This is a genomic window from Serratia sp. ASV30, assembly GCF_016428815.1.
Classification (GTDB): domain Bacteria; phylum Pseudomonadota; class Gammaproteobacteria; order Enterobacterales; family Enterobacteriaceae; genus Chania; species Chania fonticola_C.
In genome coordinates, this window is sequence record NZ_JAELTL010000019.1 from 15246 (window position 1) to 28929 (window position 13684).

Below are 13684 nucleotides of genomic sequence, written 5' to 3' on the forward strand. Positions count from 1 at the left end.
GAAGGGTACTTAGGCATGCAGAAAGAAAAGCTTTCCGCTCTGATGGATGGTGAAATGTTCGACAATGAGCTGCTGAGTTCATTGAGTAAAGATCGGGCGCTTCAACAAAGCTGGCAGAGCTATCACCTAATCCGTGACACGTTACGGGGTGATATCGGGCAAGTCATGCATTTCGATATCGCAGACCGTGTTGCTGCCGCATTGGAAAAAGAGCCCGCTCGTCTGGTTCCTTCGGCAATCCCCGAATCTCAACCGCAACCTCACACCTGGGGTAAACTGCCGTTCTGGCACAAGGTTCGTCCTTGGGCTAGTCAGCTAACTCAAGTCGGCGTTGCCGCTTGTGTTTCTCTGGCAGTGATCGTGGGTGTGCAACAGTACAATCAGCCAACTGCCCAATCAGGCGCGGCTGAAACACCAGCGTTCAATACGTTGCCAATCATGGGGCAAGCTTCCCCGGTCAGCCTGGGCGTCCCGGCAGACAGTTTCTCAACCGGCAGCGGTCAACAGCAGCAGGTGCAGGAACAGCGTAAGCGTATCAATGCCATGCTGCAGGATTATGAGCTGCAACGCCGTTTGCACTCCGATCAGCTGCAACTTGAACAAAGCAGGCCACAGCAGGCCGCAGTTCAGGTTCCTGGAACTCAGTCTTTAGGAATGCAACAGCAGTAATGAAGCAAATCTGGTTCTCCGTTTGTCTTTTAACGGGCGGCCTGCTCAATTCAAATATCGCCTCGGCGCAGGAACCTGCGTCCGGGGCGTTATTGCAACAAATGAGCAGCGCCAGCCGTTCACTCAATTATGAACTCGCCTATATCAGCATCAGCAAGCAGGGGATAGAGTCGTTACGCTATCGCCATGCAGTGATCGATAAACAGCCCTTGGGGCAGCTGCTGCATATGGACGGCCCTCGTCGGGAAGTGCTGCAACGTGGCGGTGGGATCAGCTATTTTGAGCCTGGTCTGGAACCGTTCACGCTGTCTGGCGATCACATCGTTGACGCCTTGCCCGCCATCGTATTTGCCGATTTCGACTATCTGGCGAAATACTACGACTTCATCTCCGTTGGCCGCACCCGCATTTCCGATCGGCCTTGTGACGTTTACCGCGTCGTGGCTCGTGACGGTTCCCGTTACAGCTATGTGGTCTGGATGGATATGGAGACCAAGTTACCGCTGCGGGTCGATCTGCTCGATCGTGATGGCGAAACGCTGGAACAGTATCGGGTCATCTCGGTAGTGGTGGGCGATCAGGTGAAAAGCGTCATGCAACCTTTGCTTAAAGCCAATCTGCCACCGCTATTGACCCTACCCGCGGCTGAAGACGTTAAGCTTGCCTGGAAAGCAGGTTGGTTGCCTGCTGGCGTTAACGAGGTGGCGCGTAATCGCCGCAAGTTACCGAATGTGGCAGTGCCGGTTGAATCGCGACTTTATAGCGATGGCTTGTTCAGCTTCTCGGTTAACATCAGCCCTTCGGGCAGCAATGCCAGCCAACAGTTTTATCGTCAGGGCCGCCGTACCATCCAAACCGAAATTCGTAATGGCAATGAAATTACCGTGGTTGGAGAATTACCTCCTTCAACGGCGAAACGCATTGCCGACAGCATTACTTTCAAGGTAGCGCCGCAATGATGAAAGAGTGGGCCACGGTGGTCTCGTGGCAACAGGGCGTGGCACAGCTGCGTTGTGAGCCTAAAGCCGGCTGTGGCAGTTGCACCGCGCGTTCTGGCTGCGGTGCTCGCGCATTCGACGAACTGGTGCCTGAAAGTGAACATCTCCTGCAGGTGGCAATCGCCCAGCCTCTGGAACCCGGCCAACGCGTCGAAGTCGGTATCGCCGAAGGCAGCCTGTTGCGCTCGGCGATGCTGGTCTATCTGACCCCATTATTAGGCATGATGCTAGGCGGTGGCCTGCTGCAATGGTGGTTGGGCAGTGACGCAGCGGCGGCACTCGGTGGGATTTTAGGGGGCGGCCTCGCTTTCCTGATCGCACGTGCATTGGCTAAACGCCTCGGCGAACAGGCCAATTATCAACCCGTAGTGCTGCAAATCGGCTTGCCGCCGGGTGCCTTGCGGTTGCACACCGAAACTGAATCCCCGATTTAATACGGCGGCCGCGTCATCGCCGGGTTGCTATAGGCGGGGATGCGGTTGTTGATCATATGCTCCATCAGTGCAATAAACAGATCGGCGCTGAACAGCGAGTCATAACCCAGCGAAAACAGTTCATTGCCTTGTAGATCCAGCAAACGAAGGGTGCCACGCTGCAGATTGTTTTCCAGCCGGTGGATCTTTTCGATCTGAACCTGGGCCTGGGCGGTACTCAGCGTCGTAGCGCTAAGCCGTAATGTTTGGGTCGGTTTCTCTTGCCATGAACCAAGCCAGCCCTTTCTGCTATTGAGATAGGCGAAGGTCAATATTTCCCCCTGATAAAGCGAATTTAATGCCAGCGGCCCACGCTGCTGGATCTGTTGTTGGATCAGGGTTTCAATCAACTGCCGAGAGTGAGAAATATTGCTCTTGATGTTGTACCAGAACGCCGCCTCCGAGGTGCGAAACGCCATATTGTCGTTCAGCCCGCCAAGCAGCCTGCTACCGCGAGAATGGTAGATATCGGCAATCTTTTCAAACGCAATAAACCGTTCTTTATGACTGTGGTGATCCAGCACGCGCACGCCGTGCTCATACAGGCGATAGGTCAGCATTGGCCGCAGATAATGGCGCAATGCCAGCAACATAGTGCCTAACAGAATGGTAACCGCGCCGGCTTGCAGTAAGGCCAGAACGTGAGGATCTTCCATGTTGCTCAATAACGGCATTAACAACAGCACCGCACCGAGTGTGAACAGCAGCGTTACCGCTGCCAAAATGCCCCAGTTGACCTTGGAAAAATCGTGCCGGCTCAGCATTTGCCCTTTATCGATCATGATAAACCTTCCAATCAATGTTCAGAGGAGATGCTGGTGAACTCTGGTGGGCTTGCCGATGTCGTCGTGCCCTGAAGTCTGTTTTTATCCAAAGTTCTTGTCACTTGTAACCGAGGGGCGAGGGAGCGTATATGGGGGTTTATCCGAAAGCAGGTGCCGTGTCGTTTAAATGTAAGTTATTGATAAAAATATTATTTATGAGGTAATTGAGATTGGGTTTATTGCGTAATCGCATAATATGTATTACCACCGGGTTAATATTGTCTGGCCAACAGGATTGGCGCAATTAACCCACAATTTTTATCAGGCCTTCGCCGCGTTAATATCTGCTTTCATCAACTGCGGCGCGTTGTAACACTAAACTACGTATAATCGAATAGCTTCCCTACACCGATTGCTAGGTTTTCAGTGTTGTGGCATGTAGAATGCTGCGATTCAGGCGAAAAATAGCCGACCCATTCACCGTCGCTTTATGTCCATGCGGGTTCCATAGGCGAGTAATTCAGAAATACCAAGGCAGAAAAACTAATTAAATGAAACACATAAGAAATTTTTCTATCATTGCCCATATTGACCACGGTAAGTCGACGCTGTCTGACCGTATTATCCAAATCTGCGGCGGCCTGACCGAACGTGAAATGGCCGCACAGGTGCTGGATTCTATGGATCTGGAACGTGAGCGTGGTATTACCATCAAAGCGCAGAGCGTAACGCTCGACTATAAAGCCAAGGATGGGCAGGTTTACCACCTTAACTTTATCGACACTCCTGGGCACGTTGACTTCTCCTATGAGGTTTCCCGCTCACTGGCCGCCTGTGAGGGTGCATTGCTGGTGGTGGATGCCGGGCAGGGCGTAGAAGCCCAGACCTTGGCCAACTGCTATACCGCACTGGACATGGATCTGGAAGTGGTGCCGGTGTTGAACAAGATTGACCTGCCAGCCGCCGATCCGGATCGCGCTGCACAGGAAATCGAAGATATCGTGGGCATTGATGCGACTGACGCGGTGCGCTGCTCGGCAAAAACCGGCGTTGGCGTGCCTGAAGTGCTGGAGCGTCTGGTGCGTGATATCCCGCCACCAGAAGGTGATGCGGATGCTCCGTTGCAGGCACTGATCATCGATTCCTGGTTTGATAACTACCTTGGCGTTGTCTCCTTGATCCGGGTGAAAAACGGTACTCTGCGCAAGGGCGATAAAGTTAAGGTCATGAGCACCGGCCAAACTTATAACGCCGATCGTCTGGGGATCTTCACCCCGAAACGTGTCGATCGCGACGTGCTGAACTGTGGCGAAGTGGGTTGGTTGGTCTGCGCAATTAAAGATATCCTCGGCGCACCGGTGGGCGATACCTTGACGCTGGCTCGCCAGCCGGCAGACAAAATGCTGCCAGGCTTCAAAAAAGTGAAGCCACAGGTGTATGCCGGCCTGTTCCCGATCAGTTCCGACGATTATGAAGCCTTCCGTGATGCGCTGGGCAAGCTGAGCCTGAACGACGCCTCCCTGTTCTATGAACCAGAGAGTTCCACCGCGTTGGGCTTTGGCTTCCGCTGTGGCTTCCTGGGTCTGCTGCACATGGAGATCATTCAGGAGCGTCTGGAGCGTGAATACGATCTGGAACTGATCACGACGGCACCTACGGTCGTGTATGAAGTCGAAACCACCGGCAATGAAACCATCTACGTCGATAGCCCTTCCAAGCTGCCGCCGTTGAATAACATCGCTGAACTGCGTGAGCCGATTGCGGAGTGTCACATGCTGATGCCGCAGGAATATCTGGGCAACGTGATCACGCTGTGTATTGAGAAGCGTGGCGTACAGACCAACATGGTTTACCACGGTAACCAGGTGGCGCTGACCTACGAAATTCCAATGGCCGAAGTGGTGCTAGACTTCTTTGACCGTTTGAAATCCACCTCGCGCGGTTACGCGTCGCTGGACTATAACTTCAAACGTTTCCAGGCCTCGGACATGGTGCGCGTTGACGTGTTGATCAACAACGAACGCGTAGATGCGCTGGCGCTGATCACTCACCGTGATAACGCACAGTATCGTGGCCGTGAACTGGTCGAGAAAATGAAAGAGCTGATCCCACGCCAGCAATTTGATATTGCGATCCAGGCGGCGATCGGCACGCATATCATCGCTCGTTCTACGGTGAAGCAGCTGCGTAAAAACGTGTTGGCCAAGTGCTACGGCGGCGACGTCAGCCGTAAGAAGAAGCTGCTGCAGAAGCAGAAAGACGGTAAAAAACGCATGAAGCAGGTGGGTAATGTTGAGTTGCCGCAGGAAGCGTTCCTGGCCATTCTGCACGTGGGTAAAGACGGTAAGTAAGAGCGAAAGCTCGCGTAACTAGGGAGTTTACATGGCGAATATGTTTGCCTTGATCCTGGCGATTGCCACTTTGGTGACCGGGATCATCTGGTGCTTTGAGCGCTTTAAATGGGCGCCGGCACGCCGGGCGAAAATCGCGGCGGTCAATGCACAGGCGGCCGGAACGGTCGACGAAGCGGCCTTGGCGAAAGTGGCCAGGCAGCCGGGTTGGGTTGAAACCGGGGCTTCGGTGTTCCCGGTATTGCTGTTGGTGTTTGTGGTGCGTTCGTTTATTTACGAACCGTTCCAGATCCCTTCAGGCTCAATGATGCCGACGCTGTTGATTGGTGATTTTATTCTGGTGGAAAAATTTGCCTACGGCGTAAAGGATCCGATCACCCAGACCACGCTAATTGAAACCGGTCATCCCAAGCGTGGCGATATTGCGGTCTTTAAATATCCACGCGACACCAAACTGGATTACATCAAGCGCGTGATTGGCGTACCTGGCGATCGCGTGACCTATGATCCGGTGAATAAGCGTGTGACGGTGCAAGAGTCCTGTAATAGTGGCCAGGCGTGTGATACCGCATTGGCGGTCACCTACAGCGATATGCAACCGAGCGATTTTGTGCAGATGTTTACCCGTAGCGGCATGGGTGAAGCCAGCAACGGTTTCTTCCAGATCCCTCTGACGGATAACGTGCCACAGGGCGGTATTCGCCTTGGCGAACGCAAGGAAACGTTGGGCAACGTAACTCACCGCATTCTGACCGTGCCCGGTGCACAAGATCAGGTCGGCGCTTACTATCAGCAAGCAGGCCAGCCGTTGGGCGAGTGGGTAGTACCCGCTGGCCATTACTTCATGATGGGCGATAACCGCGATAATAGTGCAGACAGCCGTTATTGGGGATTCGTGCCTGAGAAGAATCTGGTAGGTAAAGCCACTGCGATCTGGATGAGTTTCGAAAAGCAGGAAGGTGAATGGCCAACGGGCGTCAGATTGAGCCGTATCGGTGGTATTCACTAATAGCGTTTTGCAAACTGCAGCCAATTAGGTTGCAGTTTATATGGTCAAGATCCCTATGGATTTCGAGTCGCAGCTAGGCGACACGCTATTTAATCCCCAGGAGCTTACTTTTGGGTAAGTGACTGGGGGAAAATAGTGCAGGTAACAACGCTGCAGCTTGAAAGACGACGGGAAAAACGCAGCAATATATTTCCACTCGTTGTAGAATAGCCCCTCGAGCGATAAAAGTTGGCCCCTTTTGGGCGCCACTGCAAACGAAACAGCTTTGGATTGGCTTTTGGCAAAGCAGGCCTGTTCCGTATGCTGCAAGTTTTTGACGCATTCTTGATCTATTGGTAACTCATGAACCCCATCGTAATAAACAGGCTGCAGCGGAAGCTGGGCTACACTTTTCAACAGCAGGAGCTCTTACTGCAAGCGTTAACTCACCGTAGCGCCAGCAGTAAACACAATGAACGTCTTGAGTTTCTGGGTGATTCGATCCTTAGTTTTGTCATCGCCAATGCGCTCTACCAGCGTTTTCCTCGCGTAGACGAGGGAGACATGAGCCGCATGCGTGCCACGCTGGTGCGGGGCAATACGTTGGCGGAGATGGCGCGCGAATTCGATCTGGGCGAGTGTTTACGCCTTGGGCCGGGCGAGCTGAAAAGTGGTGGATTCCGCCGCGAGTCAATCCTGGCGGATACGGTGGAGGCACTGATTGGCGGTGTGTTCCTGGATAGCGATATTCAAAACGTTGAGCGACTGATTTTGGACTGGTATCGTAGCCGGTTGGACGAAATCAGCCCCGGTGATAAGCAGAAAGACCCGAAAACCCGCTTGCAGGAGTTTTTACAAGGTCGTCATCTGCCGTTGCCAACATATCTGGTGGTGCAGGTTCGCGGTGAGGCGCACGATCAGGAGTTTACTATCCACTGTCAGGTGAGTGGTTTGAGCGAGCCCGTCGTGGGCACCGGCTCAAGCCGCCGTAAAGCCGAGCAGGCGGCAGCGGAACAAGCGCTGAAAAAGCTGGAGCTTGAATGAGCGAAGAAAAACAATACTGCGGTTTTATTGCGATCGTAGGTCGTCCCAACGTGGGCAAATCCACGTTGCTGAACCAACTGCTGGGGCAAAAAGTCTCCATCACCTCGCGTAAACCACAGACGACCCGTCACCGTATTATGGGTATCGATACCGATGGCGCTTATCAGGCCATTTACGTCGACACCCCGGGTCTGCATATCGAAGAAAAGCGCGCCATCAACCGTTTGATGAACCGCGCGGCCAGCAGCTCAATCGGCGACGTCGAGCTGGTGATCTTCGTCGTAGAAGGCACGAACTGGACTGCTGATGATGAAATGGTGGTCAATAAGCTGCGCAGCCTGAAAAGCCCGGTGCTGCTGGCGATCAACAAGGTCGACAACGTTACCGACAAATCCAAGCTGTTGCCGCACATTGCGTTCCTCAGTCAGCAGATGAACTTCCTCGATGTGGTGCCGATCTCTGCCGAAAAAGGCATGAATGTGGACACTATTGCGGCTATCGCGCGCAAAGTGTTGCCGGAAGCGGAACACCATTTCCCGGACGATTACATCACTGACCGTTCCCAGCGCTTTATGGCGTCGGAAATCATCCGTGAAAAGCTGATGCGCTTCCTGGGTGAGGAACTGCCTTACTCGGTGACGGTCGAAATCGAACAGTTCGTACCGAATGAGCGCGGTGGTTACGACGTGCACGGTCTGATCCTGGTTGAGCGTGAAGGCCAGAAGAAGATGGTTATCGGCAACAAAGGTTCGAAGATCAAGACCATCGGTATTGAAGCCCGTCAGGATATGGAACAGATGTTTGAGACCAAAGTGCATCTGGAACTGTGGGTGAAAGTGAAATCCGGCTGGGCGGACGACGAACGTGCGCTGCGTAGCCTGGGCTATACCGACGACCTGAAATAAACTATCCAATGGATGGCTGGGAGCGCGCTTTCGTCCTACATGGGCGGCCCTTTAGTGAAACCAGCCTGATGCTGGACCTGTTCACGGAAGGCCATGGGCGGGTGCGCTTGCTGGCAAAAGGCGCACGCAGTCGCCGTTCCAATCTAAAGGGTTGCTTGCAACCCTTTACTCCTCTGTTAGTACGCTGGGGCGGTCGTGGCGAAGTCAAAACGCTGCGCGGTGCCGAAGCGGTTTCCCTTGGTTTACCCCTCAGTGGCATGATGCTTTACAGCGGCCTTTACGTGAATGAACTGTTGTCACGGGTGCTGGAGCAGGAAGGCAACTATTCGGTGTTGTTCTTCGATTATCTGCAATGCTTACAGGCTTTGGCGGCGGAGGACAGTTCCCCGGAACATGCCCTGCGGCAGTTCGAGTTGGCGCTGTTGGGGCACTTGGGTTACGGGCTGGATTTTCTCCATTGTGCTGGCAGCGGCGAACCGGTGGATGACGGCATGACCTATCGCTATCGCGAAGAAAAAGGCTTTATCGCCAGCTTGGTGGTGGATCATTACAGTTTTACCGGCCGTGAACTCCGTGCTCTGGATGAACGCCAATTTCCCGATGCAGAAACCCTGCGTGCAGCCAAGCGCTTTACCCGCATGGCGCTGAAACCCTATCTCGGCGGTAAGCCGCTGAAGAGCCGTGAACTGTTTCGTCAGTTCGTGCGCAAACAACCCGATACCCCCGTCGACGAAGCCTGAGTGGTTTCTGCTTTTGCCGTTTTGCTCGCCCGTGTAAACTGCTGCTACTGAAAATGAATTAGTAGAGGGTTGTCATGGCTGATTTACTGCTGGGCGTCAATATCGATCATATTGCCACGTTACGTAACGCGCGCGGCACCAACTACCCGGATCCGGTGCAGGCGGCATTTATTGCCGAGCAGGCGGGGGCCGATGGCATCACCGTTCACCTGCGTGAAGATCGCCGTCATATCACCGACCGCGACGTGCGTATCCTGCGCCAAACCATCCAGACCCGTATGAACCTGGAAATGGCCGTCACCGATGAAATGCTCGATATCGCCATTGAGCTGAAACCTCAATTTTGCTGTCTGGTGCCAGAGAAACGTCAGGAAGTGACCACTGAAGGTGGGCTGGACGTGGCCGGGCAGCAGGACAAAATGGCCGTGGCGGTTGAACGCCTGGCACAGGCTGGCATTTTGGTTTCGTTGTTTATCGATGCCGATCACCGTCAGATCGACGCGGCGGTGGCCGTAGGTGCACCTTATATCGAGATCCATACCGGTGCCTATGCTGAAGCGCAGGGCGATCTGGCCATTCAAGCCGAGCTCAAGCGCATTGCCAAAGCGGCTACCTACGCGGCTAGCAAAGGCCTGAAGGTGAATGCGGGCCACGGTTTGACCTATCATAATGTGCAACCGATCGCCGCGCTGCCAGAGATGCATGAGCTGAATATCGGCCATGCCATTATTGGCCAGGCGGTGATGAGCGGTCTACCGGCCGCGGTGACGGACATGAAACTGCTGATGCGGGAAGCGCGTCGCTAATGGCGGTACTGGGCTTGGGAACCGACATCGTGGAGATGGCGCGTATCGAAGCGGTGGTGGAACGTAGCGGCGATCGCCTGGCTCGCCGGGTGTTAAGCCCGGCCGAATGGGAGGTGTATCAGCAGCATCAGCAGCCGGTACGCTTCCTGGCTAAACGTTTTGCGGTCAAAGAGGCCGCCGCCAAGGCGTTCGGCACCGGCATCCGCAACGGCCTGGCGTTCAATCAGTTCGAAGTGTTCAATGATGGCCTGGGGAAACCCAATATCCGGCTGCATGAACGTGCTGCCGAGCTGGCGCAGGAGATGGGGGTGAAGTCGATCCACGTTTCTCTGGCGGATGAACGCCGCTATGCCTGTGCTACGGTGATCATCGAGGGATAAGGAAGGATTTGCCCTGAGTGGTTGTCAGGTGCCGGAGTCAATCTAGTCCCCCTCATCCCAACCTTCTCCCACAGGGAGAAGGAGCTAGTTAGGTGTCGCCGTCTGTTACAGAAGTAAGTCTATGGCACATTCGTTGGAAGAGCAAAGGTGAGCTCAGTAACGATAAATAGCTCGATCGGCCCCCTCTCCCTTTGGGAGAGGGCATTTAACTCACAGGCTATCGGCATGGTGCAGCACGACAAACTTGTCCCACAGCTGTTCCTGGTTCTCTACGTGCTGCGGATCGGTAATGATAGTGTTATCGATCGGGCACACCTGCTGGCAGGTTGGGGTCTCATAATGCCCCACGCATTCGGTGCAGCGGTTGGCATCGATCTGATAAATCTCATCCCCCATCGAAATCGCCTGGTTCGGGCATTCCGGCTCGCACATATCGCAGTTGATACATTTGCGTGTGATTAGCAGGGCCATGGCAACTCTCTCATTATTTACAGGGGTATTTCGCGGAGCGCAGATTATACGCCTTACACCCGTTTTTTCACTAATTGTTCGCTGTGGTGGATGCGATCGTGGGTTTGATCGAGCTCGTGCTGGAGCAGCGCCATAAACAGCAGGTCGGTCAGGGCGAACTGCGCGGTGCTGGAAGATATCGCCGCGCTGCGGATATTGGGCTCTTGCGCAATGGTATAAAGGCAGTGATCGGCCCGTTGCTGTAGGCCATTAGGCGAGAAACTGGTCAGAGCCAACACCTTGGCTCCGGCAATACGTGCTTCTTCGGCGGCCAGGTTGATTTCACGCCGTTCGCCGCTAAACGAGATCGCCAGCAGCAGGTCATCCTTACTCAGCGCCTTTATCGTCGCCAGTTGAACGTACATATCCGCTTCTGCCACCGCCATCACGCCAATCTTTAGCAGCTTGAACGACAGGTCTTTGGCCACTAGCCCGGAAGCCCCGATGCCGACCAAGATCACCCGCCTCGCCGCACGCAGCATCTCCAGGGCGGTAAGCAGCCGCTGTTCACTGTTGATATCCAGAGTAGCTCGTAATGCGGCCTGCTTTTCCAGCAGCAATTTCTCGCCGACGGTTTTGAGTGGATCGCTGCTCAGAATGTGATTATGGACAGTCACCACCGGTGCGACCTGCGGTTGAGCCAACACCTCACCCAATGCCAGTTTCAGCGCCGGAAATCCTTTGTAGCCCAGTTTCTGGGCGAACTTGACCACGCTCGATTGGCTGACACCGGCCAACTGGGCCAGCTTTTGTGAGCTGAGGTGAAGGGCCTGTTCGGCGTTATCCAACAGAAAGTCCGCCAGTTTGCGATCGTTTTGTGCCAGCGTTGGGTAAATCTGACGAATGCGAAGAAGGGTACTCATGGTTTTTTCCTTTGAGCCAACTGGCATTCTGCCACGCCGGTGGCAAAACGGGCAGCAATCATTTTTGCGAGCAGCAACACTATGACTTGATGAGTTAACGCGCCTTTGGCGTTGACCAATGTCGGTTGTATCTGGTTGGTCTAGTGATTACGATAATAGCCGGTTGTATTTTCACCTGCATAATGGGGTCAACGATCCCGAGGAGTAACGCTTGACTGACAAACCGGTTGCACAGGCCCAGCGCGTGGTATTTTTCGATCTGGATGGCACCTTGCATCAGGAAGACATGTTTGGCAGTTTCCTGCGCTTTTTGCTACGGCATCTGCCGTTGAACCTGGTGCTGGTGGTGCCGCTGTTGCCCATTATCGGATTGGGTTTGTTGATCGGTGGGCGGGCAACGCGCTGGCCCATGAGCCTGCTATTGTGGGCAATGACTTTTGGCCGTTCAGAGGCCAGGCTGAAAGCGCTGGAGGCGAAATTCGTCGACTATTTTCGCCGTAAGGTCACCGCCTTTCCGGTCGTGCAGATGCGTTTGCGTCAGTACCTGGATGCCCAGGATGCTCAAGTATGGTTGATCACCGGCTCGCCGGAACGGCTGGTGGAGCAGGTTTATCGGGACTCTGCGTTCCTGCCACGGGTACAACTGGTGGGGAGCAGCATTGTGCGTCGTTACGGGGGCTGGGTATTGCCCATGCGCTGCCTGGGAGTACAAAAGGTGGTGCAACTGGAGCAGCGTCTGGGAGCGCCATTGAAATTGTTCAGTGGCTACAGTGACAGCAAGCAGGATAACCCTTTGCTCTATTTTTGCGAACACCGCTGGCGGGTAGGTAAAGAAGGCGAGTTACAGCAGTTGGATTAAATGAGGCTCCCCCAGTAAACGAGGGAGCCTGGCAGCGGTTACATGGCTGCTTTAAAGATTGCAACGATCTGTTCGTGGCTTGCCTGAATTGGGTTGGTATATCCGCAGGCGTCGTTCAGGGCGTTAGTGGCTAACGTAGCAAAGTCTTCTTCTTTGACTTGCAGATCGCGTAAGCCAGCAGGAATTCCCACATCTTTCGCCAGTTGGCGAATGGCGGCGATACAAGCGGCAGCCCCTTGCTCATCGCTAAGGCCTGCAACATTTACGCCCATAGCGGCGGCAATGTCTTTCAGACGCCCTGCGGCCACCTGAGTATTGAACTCTTGCACGTGCGGCAACAGCACGGCGTTACACACGCCATGTGGCAGGTTGTAGAAACCACCCAACTGGTGCGCCATAGCGTGCACATAACCTAATGAGGCGTTATTAAATGCCATACCGGCCAGGAACTGGGCATAGGCCATGTTCTCGCGCGCCTGCATGTTTTGCCCATCGTTGACCGCATCACGTAAAGACTCGGCAATCATGGTGGCGGCTTTCAGCGCGCAGGCATCGGTGATTGGGTTGGCGGCGCTGGAGACGTAAGCTTCGATAGCGTGGGTCAGAGCATCCATACCCGTGGCGGCGGTCAGGCCTTTTGGCATGCCAGCCATCAGGTGAGGATCGTTTACCGACAGGATCGGGGTGACATGCTTGTCGACAATCGCCATTTTGATGTGGCGCGCTTCGTCGGTGATGATACAAAAACGCGTCATCTCGGAAGCGGTACCCGCAGTGGTGTTGATCGCGACGACCGGCAGCTGTGGCTTAGCTGAGCGATCAACCCCTTCATAGTCTTTGATTTCCCCGCCGTTAGCGGCGACCAGGGCAATCCCTTTCGCACAGTCATGCGGCGAACCGCCACCCAGAGAAACGACACAGTCGCAGCGATGTTCGCGCAACAGTGCCAGGCCCTGTTTTACGTTTTCCGTGGTCGGGTTGGGATGTGTGCCGTCATAGACGCAGCTTTCAATGTTCTGTGCCGCTAACAGGGTTTGCACCTGAGCGACGACGCCAATGCCGTTCAAAACCTTGTCGGTCACGATCAGTGCGTTATGCAGACCATGCTCTTTCATGGTTTTTGCCGCGTCTTCCAGACAGCCGGAACCAATCATGTTGACGGAAGGGATAAAGAATGTTGAGGCAGCCATAACCTACTCCTTATAAAGGCTTTTTGCGTGAGGTAAACCTTATCGTGCTAATGCATAAGAGAATATGATCTATCACAATTTAGTTAGAAAAAATTTGCTTAATTTTACAGCTTGATTTTCCACCAGTTTATAACGTTTATCTGA

General features: G+C 54.1%; 15 protein-coding genes. 11 read left to right on the plus strand and 4 right to left on the minus strand.

The genetic code is table 11. The annotated features are described in order from the left end of the window. Window positions 1-15 precede the first annotated feature (15 nt). Genes rseA through rseC form a run of 3 tightly spaced genes read left to right on the plus strand, consistent with a single transcriptional unit; the run spans window position 16 to window position 2101 of the window. On the plus strand, window positions 16-669 hold the full coding sequence (gene rseA, locus JHD74_RS10790) for an anti-sigma-E factor RseA (RefSeq protein ID WP_199062700.1): 654 nt from the start codon (window positions 16-18) through the stop codon (window positions 667-669). Beyond that, window positions 669-1628 (plus strand): sigma-E factor regulatory protein RseB, encoded by a 960-nt coding sequence (gene rseB, locus JHD74_RS10795; protein ID WP_199062701.1) that lies wholly within the window; start codon window positions 669-671, stop codon window positions 1626-1628. The genes rseA and rseB overlap by 1 nt, the downstream gene beginning before the upstream one ends. Continuing rightward, a complete protein-coding gene (rseC, locus tag JHD74_RS10800) occupies window positions 1625-2101 on the plus strand; it encodes a SoxR-reducing system protein RseC (protein ID WP_199062702.1) in 477 nt (158 codons plus the stop codon). Before rseB ends, rseC begins: the two co-directional genes overlap by 4 nt. Here the strand turns inward: rseC and JHD74_RS10805 are convergent. Next, window positions 2098-2922, minus strand: coding sequence for a hypothetical protein (locus JHD74_RS10805; protein WP_074029500.1), 825 nt, complete (start codon window positions 2920-2922; stop codon window positions 2098-2100). The genes rseC and JHD74_RS10805 overlap by 4 nt on opposite strands. 533 nt (window positions 2923-3455) lie before the next feature. Between JHD74_RS10805 and lepA the strand changes: the two genes are divergently transcribed. The 7 genes from lepA to acpS all read left to right on the plus strand — a co-directional run bounded on the left by lepA (window position 3456) and on the right by acpS (window position 10118). Next, a complete protein-coding gene (gene lepA, locus JHD74_RS10810) occupies window positions 3456-5255 on the plus strand; it encodes a translation elongation factor 4 (RefSeq protein ID WP_024529376.1) in 1800 nt (599 codons plus the stop codon). A gap of 31 nt (window positions 5256-5286) precedes the next feature. Next, the gene (gene lepB / locus JHD74_RS10815; protein ID WP_074029498.1) at window positions 5287-6264 is read left to right on the plus strand and encodes a signal peptidase I; all 978 of its coding nucleotides are present in this window, start codon (window positions 5287-5289) and stop codon (window positions 6262-6264) included. A 342-nt stretch (window positions 6265-6606) separates the two neighbouring features. After that, the gene (rnc, locus tag JHD74_RS10820; protein ID WP_021178901.1) at window positions 6607-7287 is read left to right on the plus strand and encodes a ribonuclease III; all 681 of its coding nucleotides are present in this window, start codon (window positions 6607-6609) and stop codon (window positions 7285-7287) included. Continuing rightward, window positions 7284-8192, plus strand: a complete 909-nt coding sequence (gene era, locus JHD74_RS10825; RefSeq protein ID WP_199062703.1) for a GTPase Era — start codon at window positions 7284-7286, stop codon at window positions 8190-8192. The genes rnc and era overlap by 4 nt, the downstream gene beginning before the upstream one ends. An 8-nt stretch (window positions 8193-8200) precedes the next feature. Next, a complete protein-coding gene (gene recO / locus JHD74_RS10830; protein ID WP_021178899.1) occupies window positions 8201-8932 on the plus strand; it encodes a DNA repair protein RecO in 732 nt (243 codons plus the stop codon). A gap of 74 nt (window positions 8933-9006) precedes the next feature. Then, window positions 9007-9738, plus strand: coding sequence for a pyridoxine 5'-phosphate synthase (gene pdxJ, locus JHD74_RS10835; RefSeq protein WP_024529373.1), 732 nt, complete (start codon window positions 9007-9009; stop codon window positions 9736-9738). Then, window positions 9738-10118, plus strand: coding sequence for a holo-ACP synthase (gene acpS / locus JHD74_RS10840; RefSeq protein ID WP_024486233.1), 381 nt, complete (start codon window positions 9738-9740; stop codon window positions 10116-10118). The genes pdxJ and acpS overlap by 1 nt, the downstream gene beginning before the upstream one ends. A 210-nt stretch (window positions 10119-10328) precedes the next feature. On the opposite strand, the gene JHD74_RS10845 is transcribed toward acpS, so the two are convergent. Further along, window positions 10329-10589: a YfhL family 4Fe-4S dicluster ferredoxin gene (locus tag JHD74_RS10845; RefSeq protein WP_021807691.1), complete on the minus strand. Its 261-nt coding sequence runs from the start codon at window positions 10587-10589 to the stop codon at window positions 10329-10331. Between the two features lie 53 nt (window positions 10590-10642). After that, a complete protein-coding gene (locus JHD74_RS10850) occupies window positions 10643-11491 on the minus strand; it encodes a MurR/RpiR family transcriptional regulator (RefSeq protein WP_024529372.1) in 849 nt (282 codons plus the stop codon). Window positions 11492-11702: 211 nt separating this feature from the next. Between JHD74_RS10850 and yfhb the strand changes: the two genes are divergently transcribed. Further along, window positions 11703-12350 (plus strand): phosphatidylglycerophosphatase C, encoded by a 648-nt coding sequence (yfhb, locus tag JHD74_RS10855; RefSeq protein ID WP_024529371.1) that lies wholly within the window; start codon window positions 11703-11705, stop codon window positions 12348-12350. A gap of 38 nt (window positions 12351-12388) precedes the next feature. On the opposite strand, the gene yiaY is transcribed toward yfhb, so the two are convergent. Beyond that, on the minus strand, window positions 12389-13540 hold the full coding sequence (gene yiaY, locus JHD74_RS10860) for an L-threonine dehydrogenase (protein ID WP_199062704.1): 1152 nt from the start codon (window positions 13538-13540) through the stop codon (window positions 12389-12391). Between the last annotated feature and the right edge of the window lie 144 nt (window positions 13541-13684).

Coding starts and splice junctions, on each gene's coding strand:
- rseA (WP_199062700.1), top strand. CDS start 16: ATGCAGAAAGAAAAGCTTTCCGCTCTGATGGATGGTGAAATGTTCGAC.
- rseB (WP_199062701.1), top strand. CDS start 669: ATGAAGCAAATCTGGTTCTCCGTTTGTCTTTTAACGGGCGGCCTGCTC.
- rseC (WP_199062702.1), top strand. CDS start 1,625: ATGATGAAAGAGTGGGCCACGGTGGTCTCGTGGCAACAGGGCGTGGCA.
- JHD74_RS10805 (WP_074029500.1), bottom strand. CDS start 2,922: ATGATCGATAAAGGGCAAATGCTGAGCCGGCACGATTTTTCCAAGGTC.
- lepA (WP_024529376.1), top strand. CDS start 3,456: ATGAAACACATAAGAAATTTTTCTATCATTGCCCATATTGACCACGGT.
- lepB (WP_074029498.1), top strand. CDS start 5,287: ATGGCGAATATGTTTGCCTTGATCCTGGCGATTGCCACTTTGGTGACC.
- rnc (WP_021178901.1), top strand. CDS start 6,607: ATGAACCCCATCGTAATAAACAGGCTGCAGCGGAAGCTGGGCTACACT.
- era (WP_199062703.1), top strand. CDS start 7,284: ATGAGCGAAGAAAAACAATACTGCGGTTTTATTGCGATCGTAGGTCGT.
- recO (WP_021178899.1), top strand. CDS start 8,201: ATGGATGGCTGGGAGCGCGCTTTCGTCCTACATGGGCGGCCCTTTAGT.
- pdxJ (WP_024529373.1), top strand. CDS start 9,007: ATGGCTGATTTACTGCTGGGCGTCAATATCGATCATATTGCCACGTTA.
- acpS (WP_024486233.1), top strand. CDS start 9,738: ATGGCGGTACTGGGCTTGGGAACCGACATCGTGGAGATGGCGCGTATC.
- JHD74_RS10845 (WP_021807691.1), bottom strand. CDS start 10,589: ATGGCCCTGCTAATCACACGCAAATGTATCAACTGCGATATGTGCGAG.
- JHD74_RS10850 (WP_024529372.1), bottom strand. CDS start 11,491: ATGAGTACCCTTCTTCGCATTCGTCAGATTTACCCAACGCTGGCACAA.
- yiaY (WP_199062704.1), bottom strand. CDS start 13,540: ATGGCTGCCTCAACATTCTTTATCCCTTCCGTCAACATGATTGGTTCC.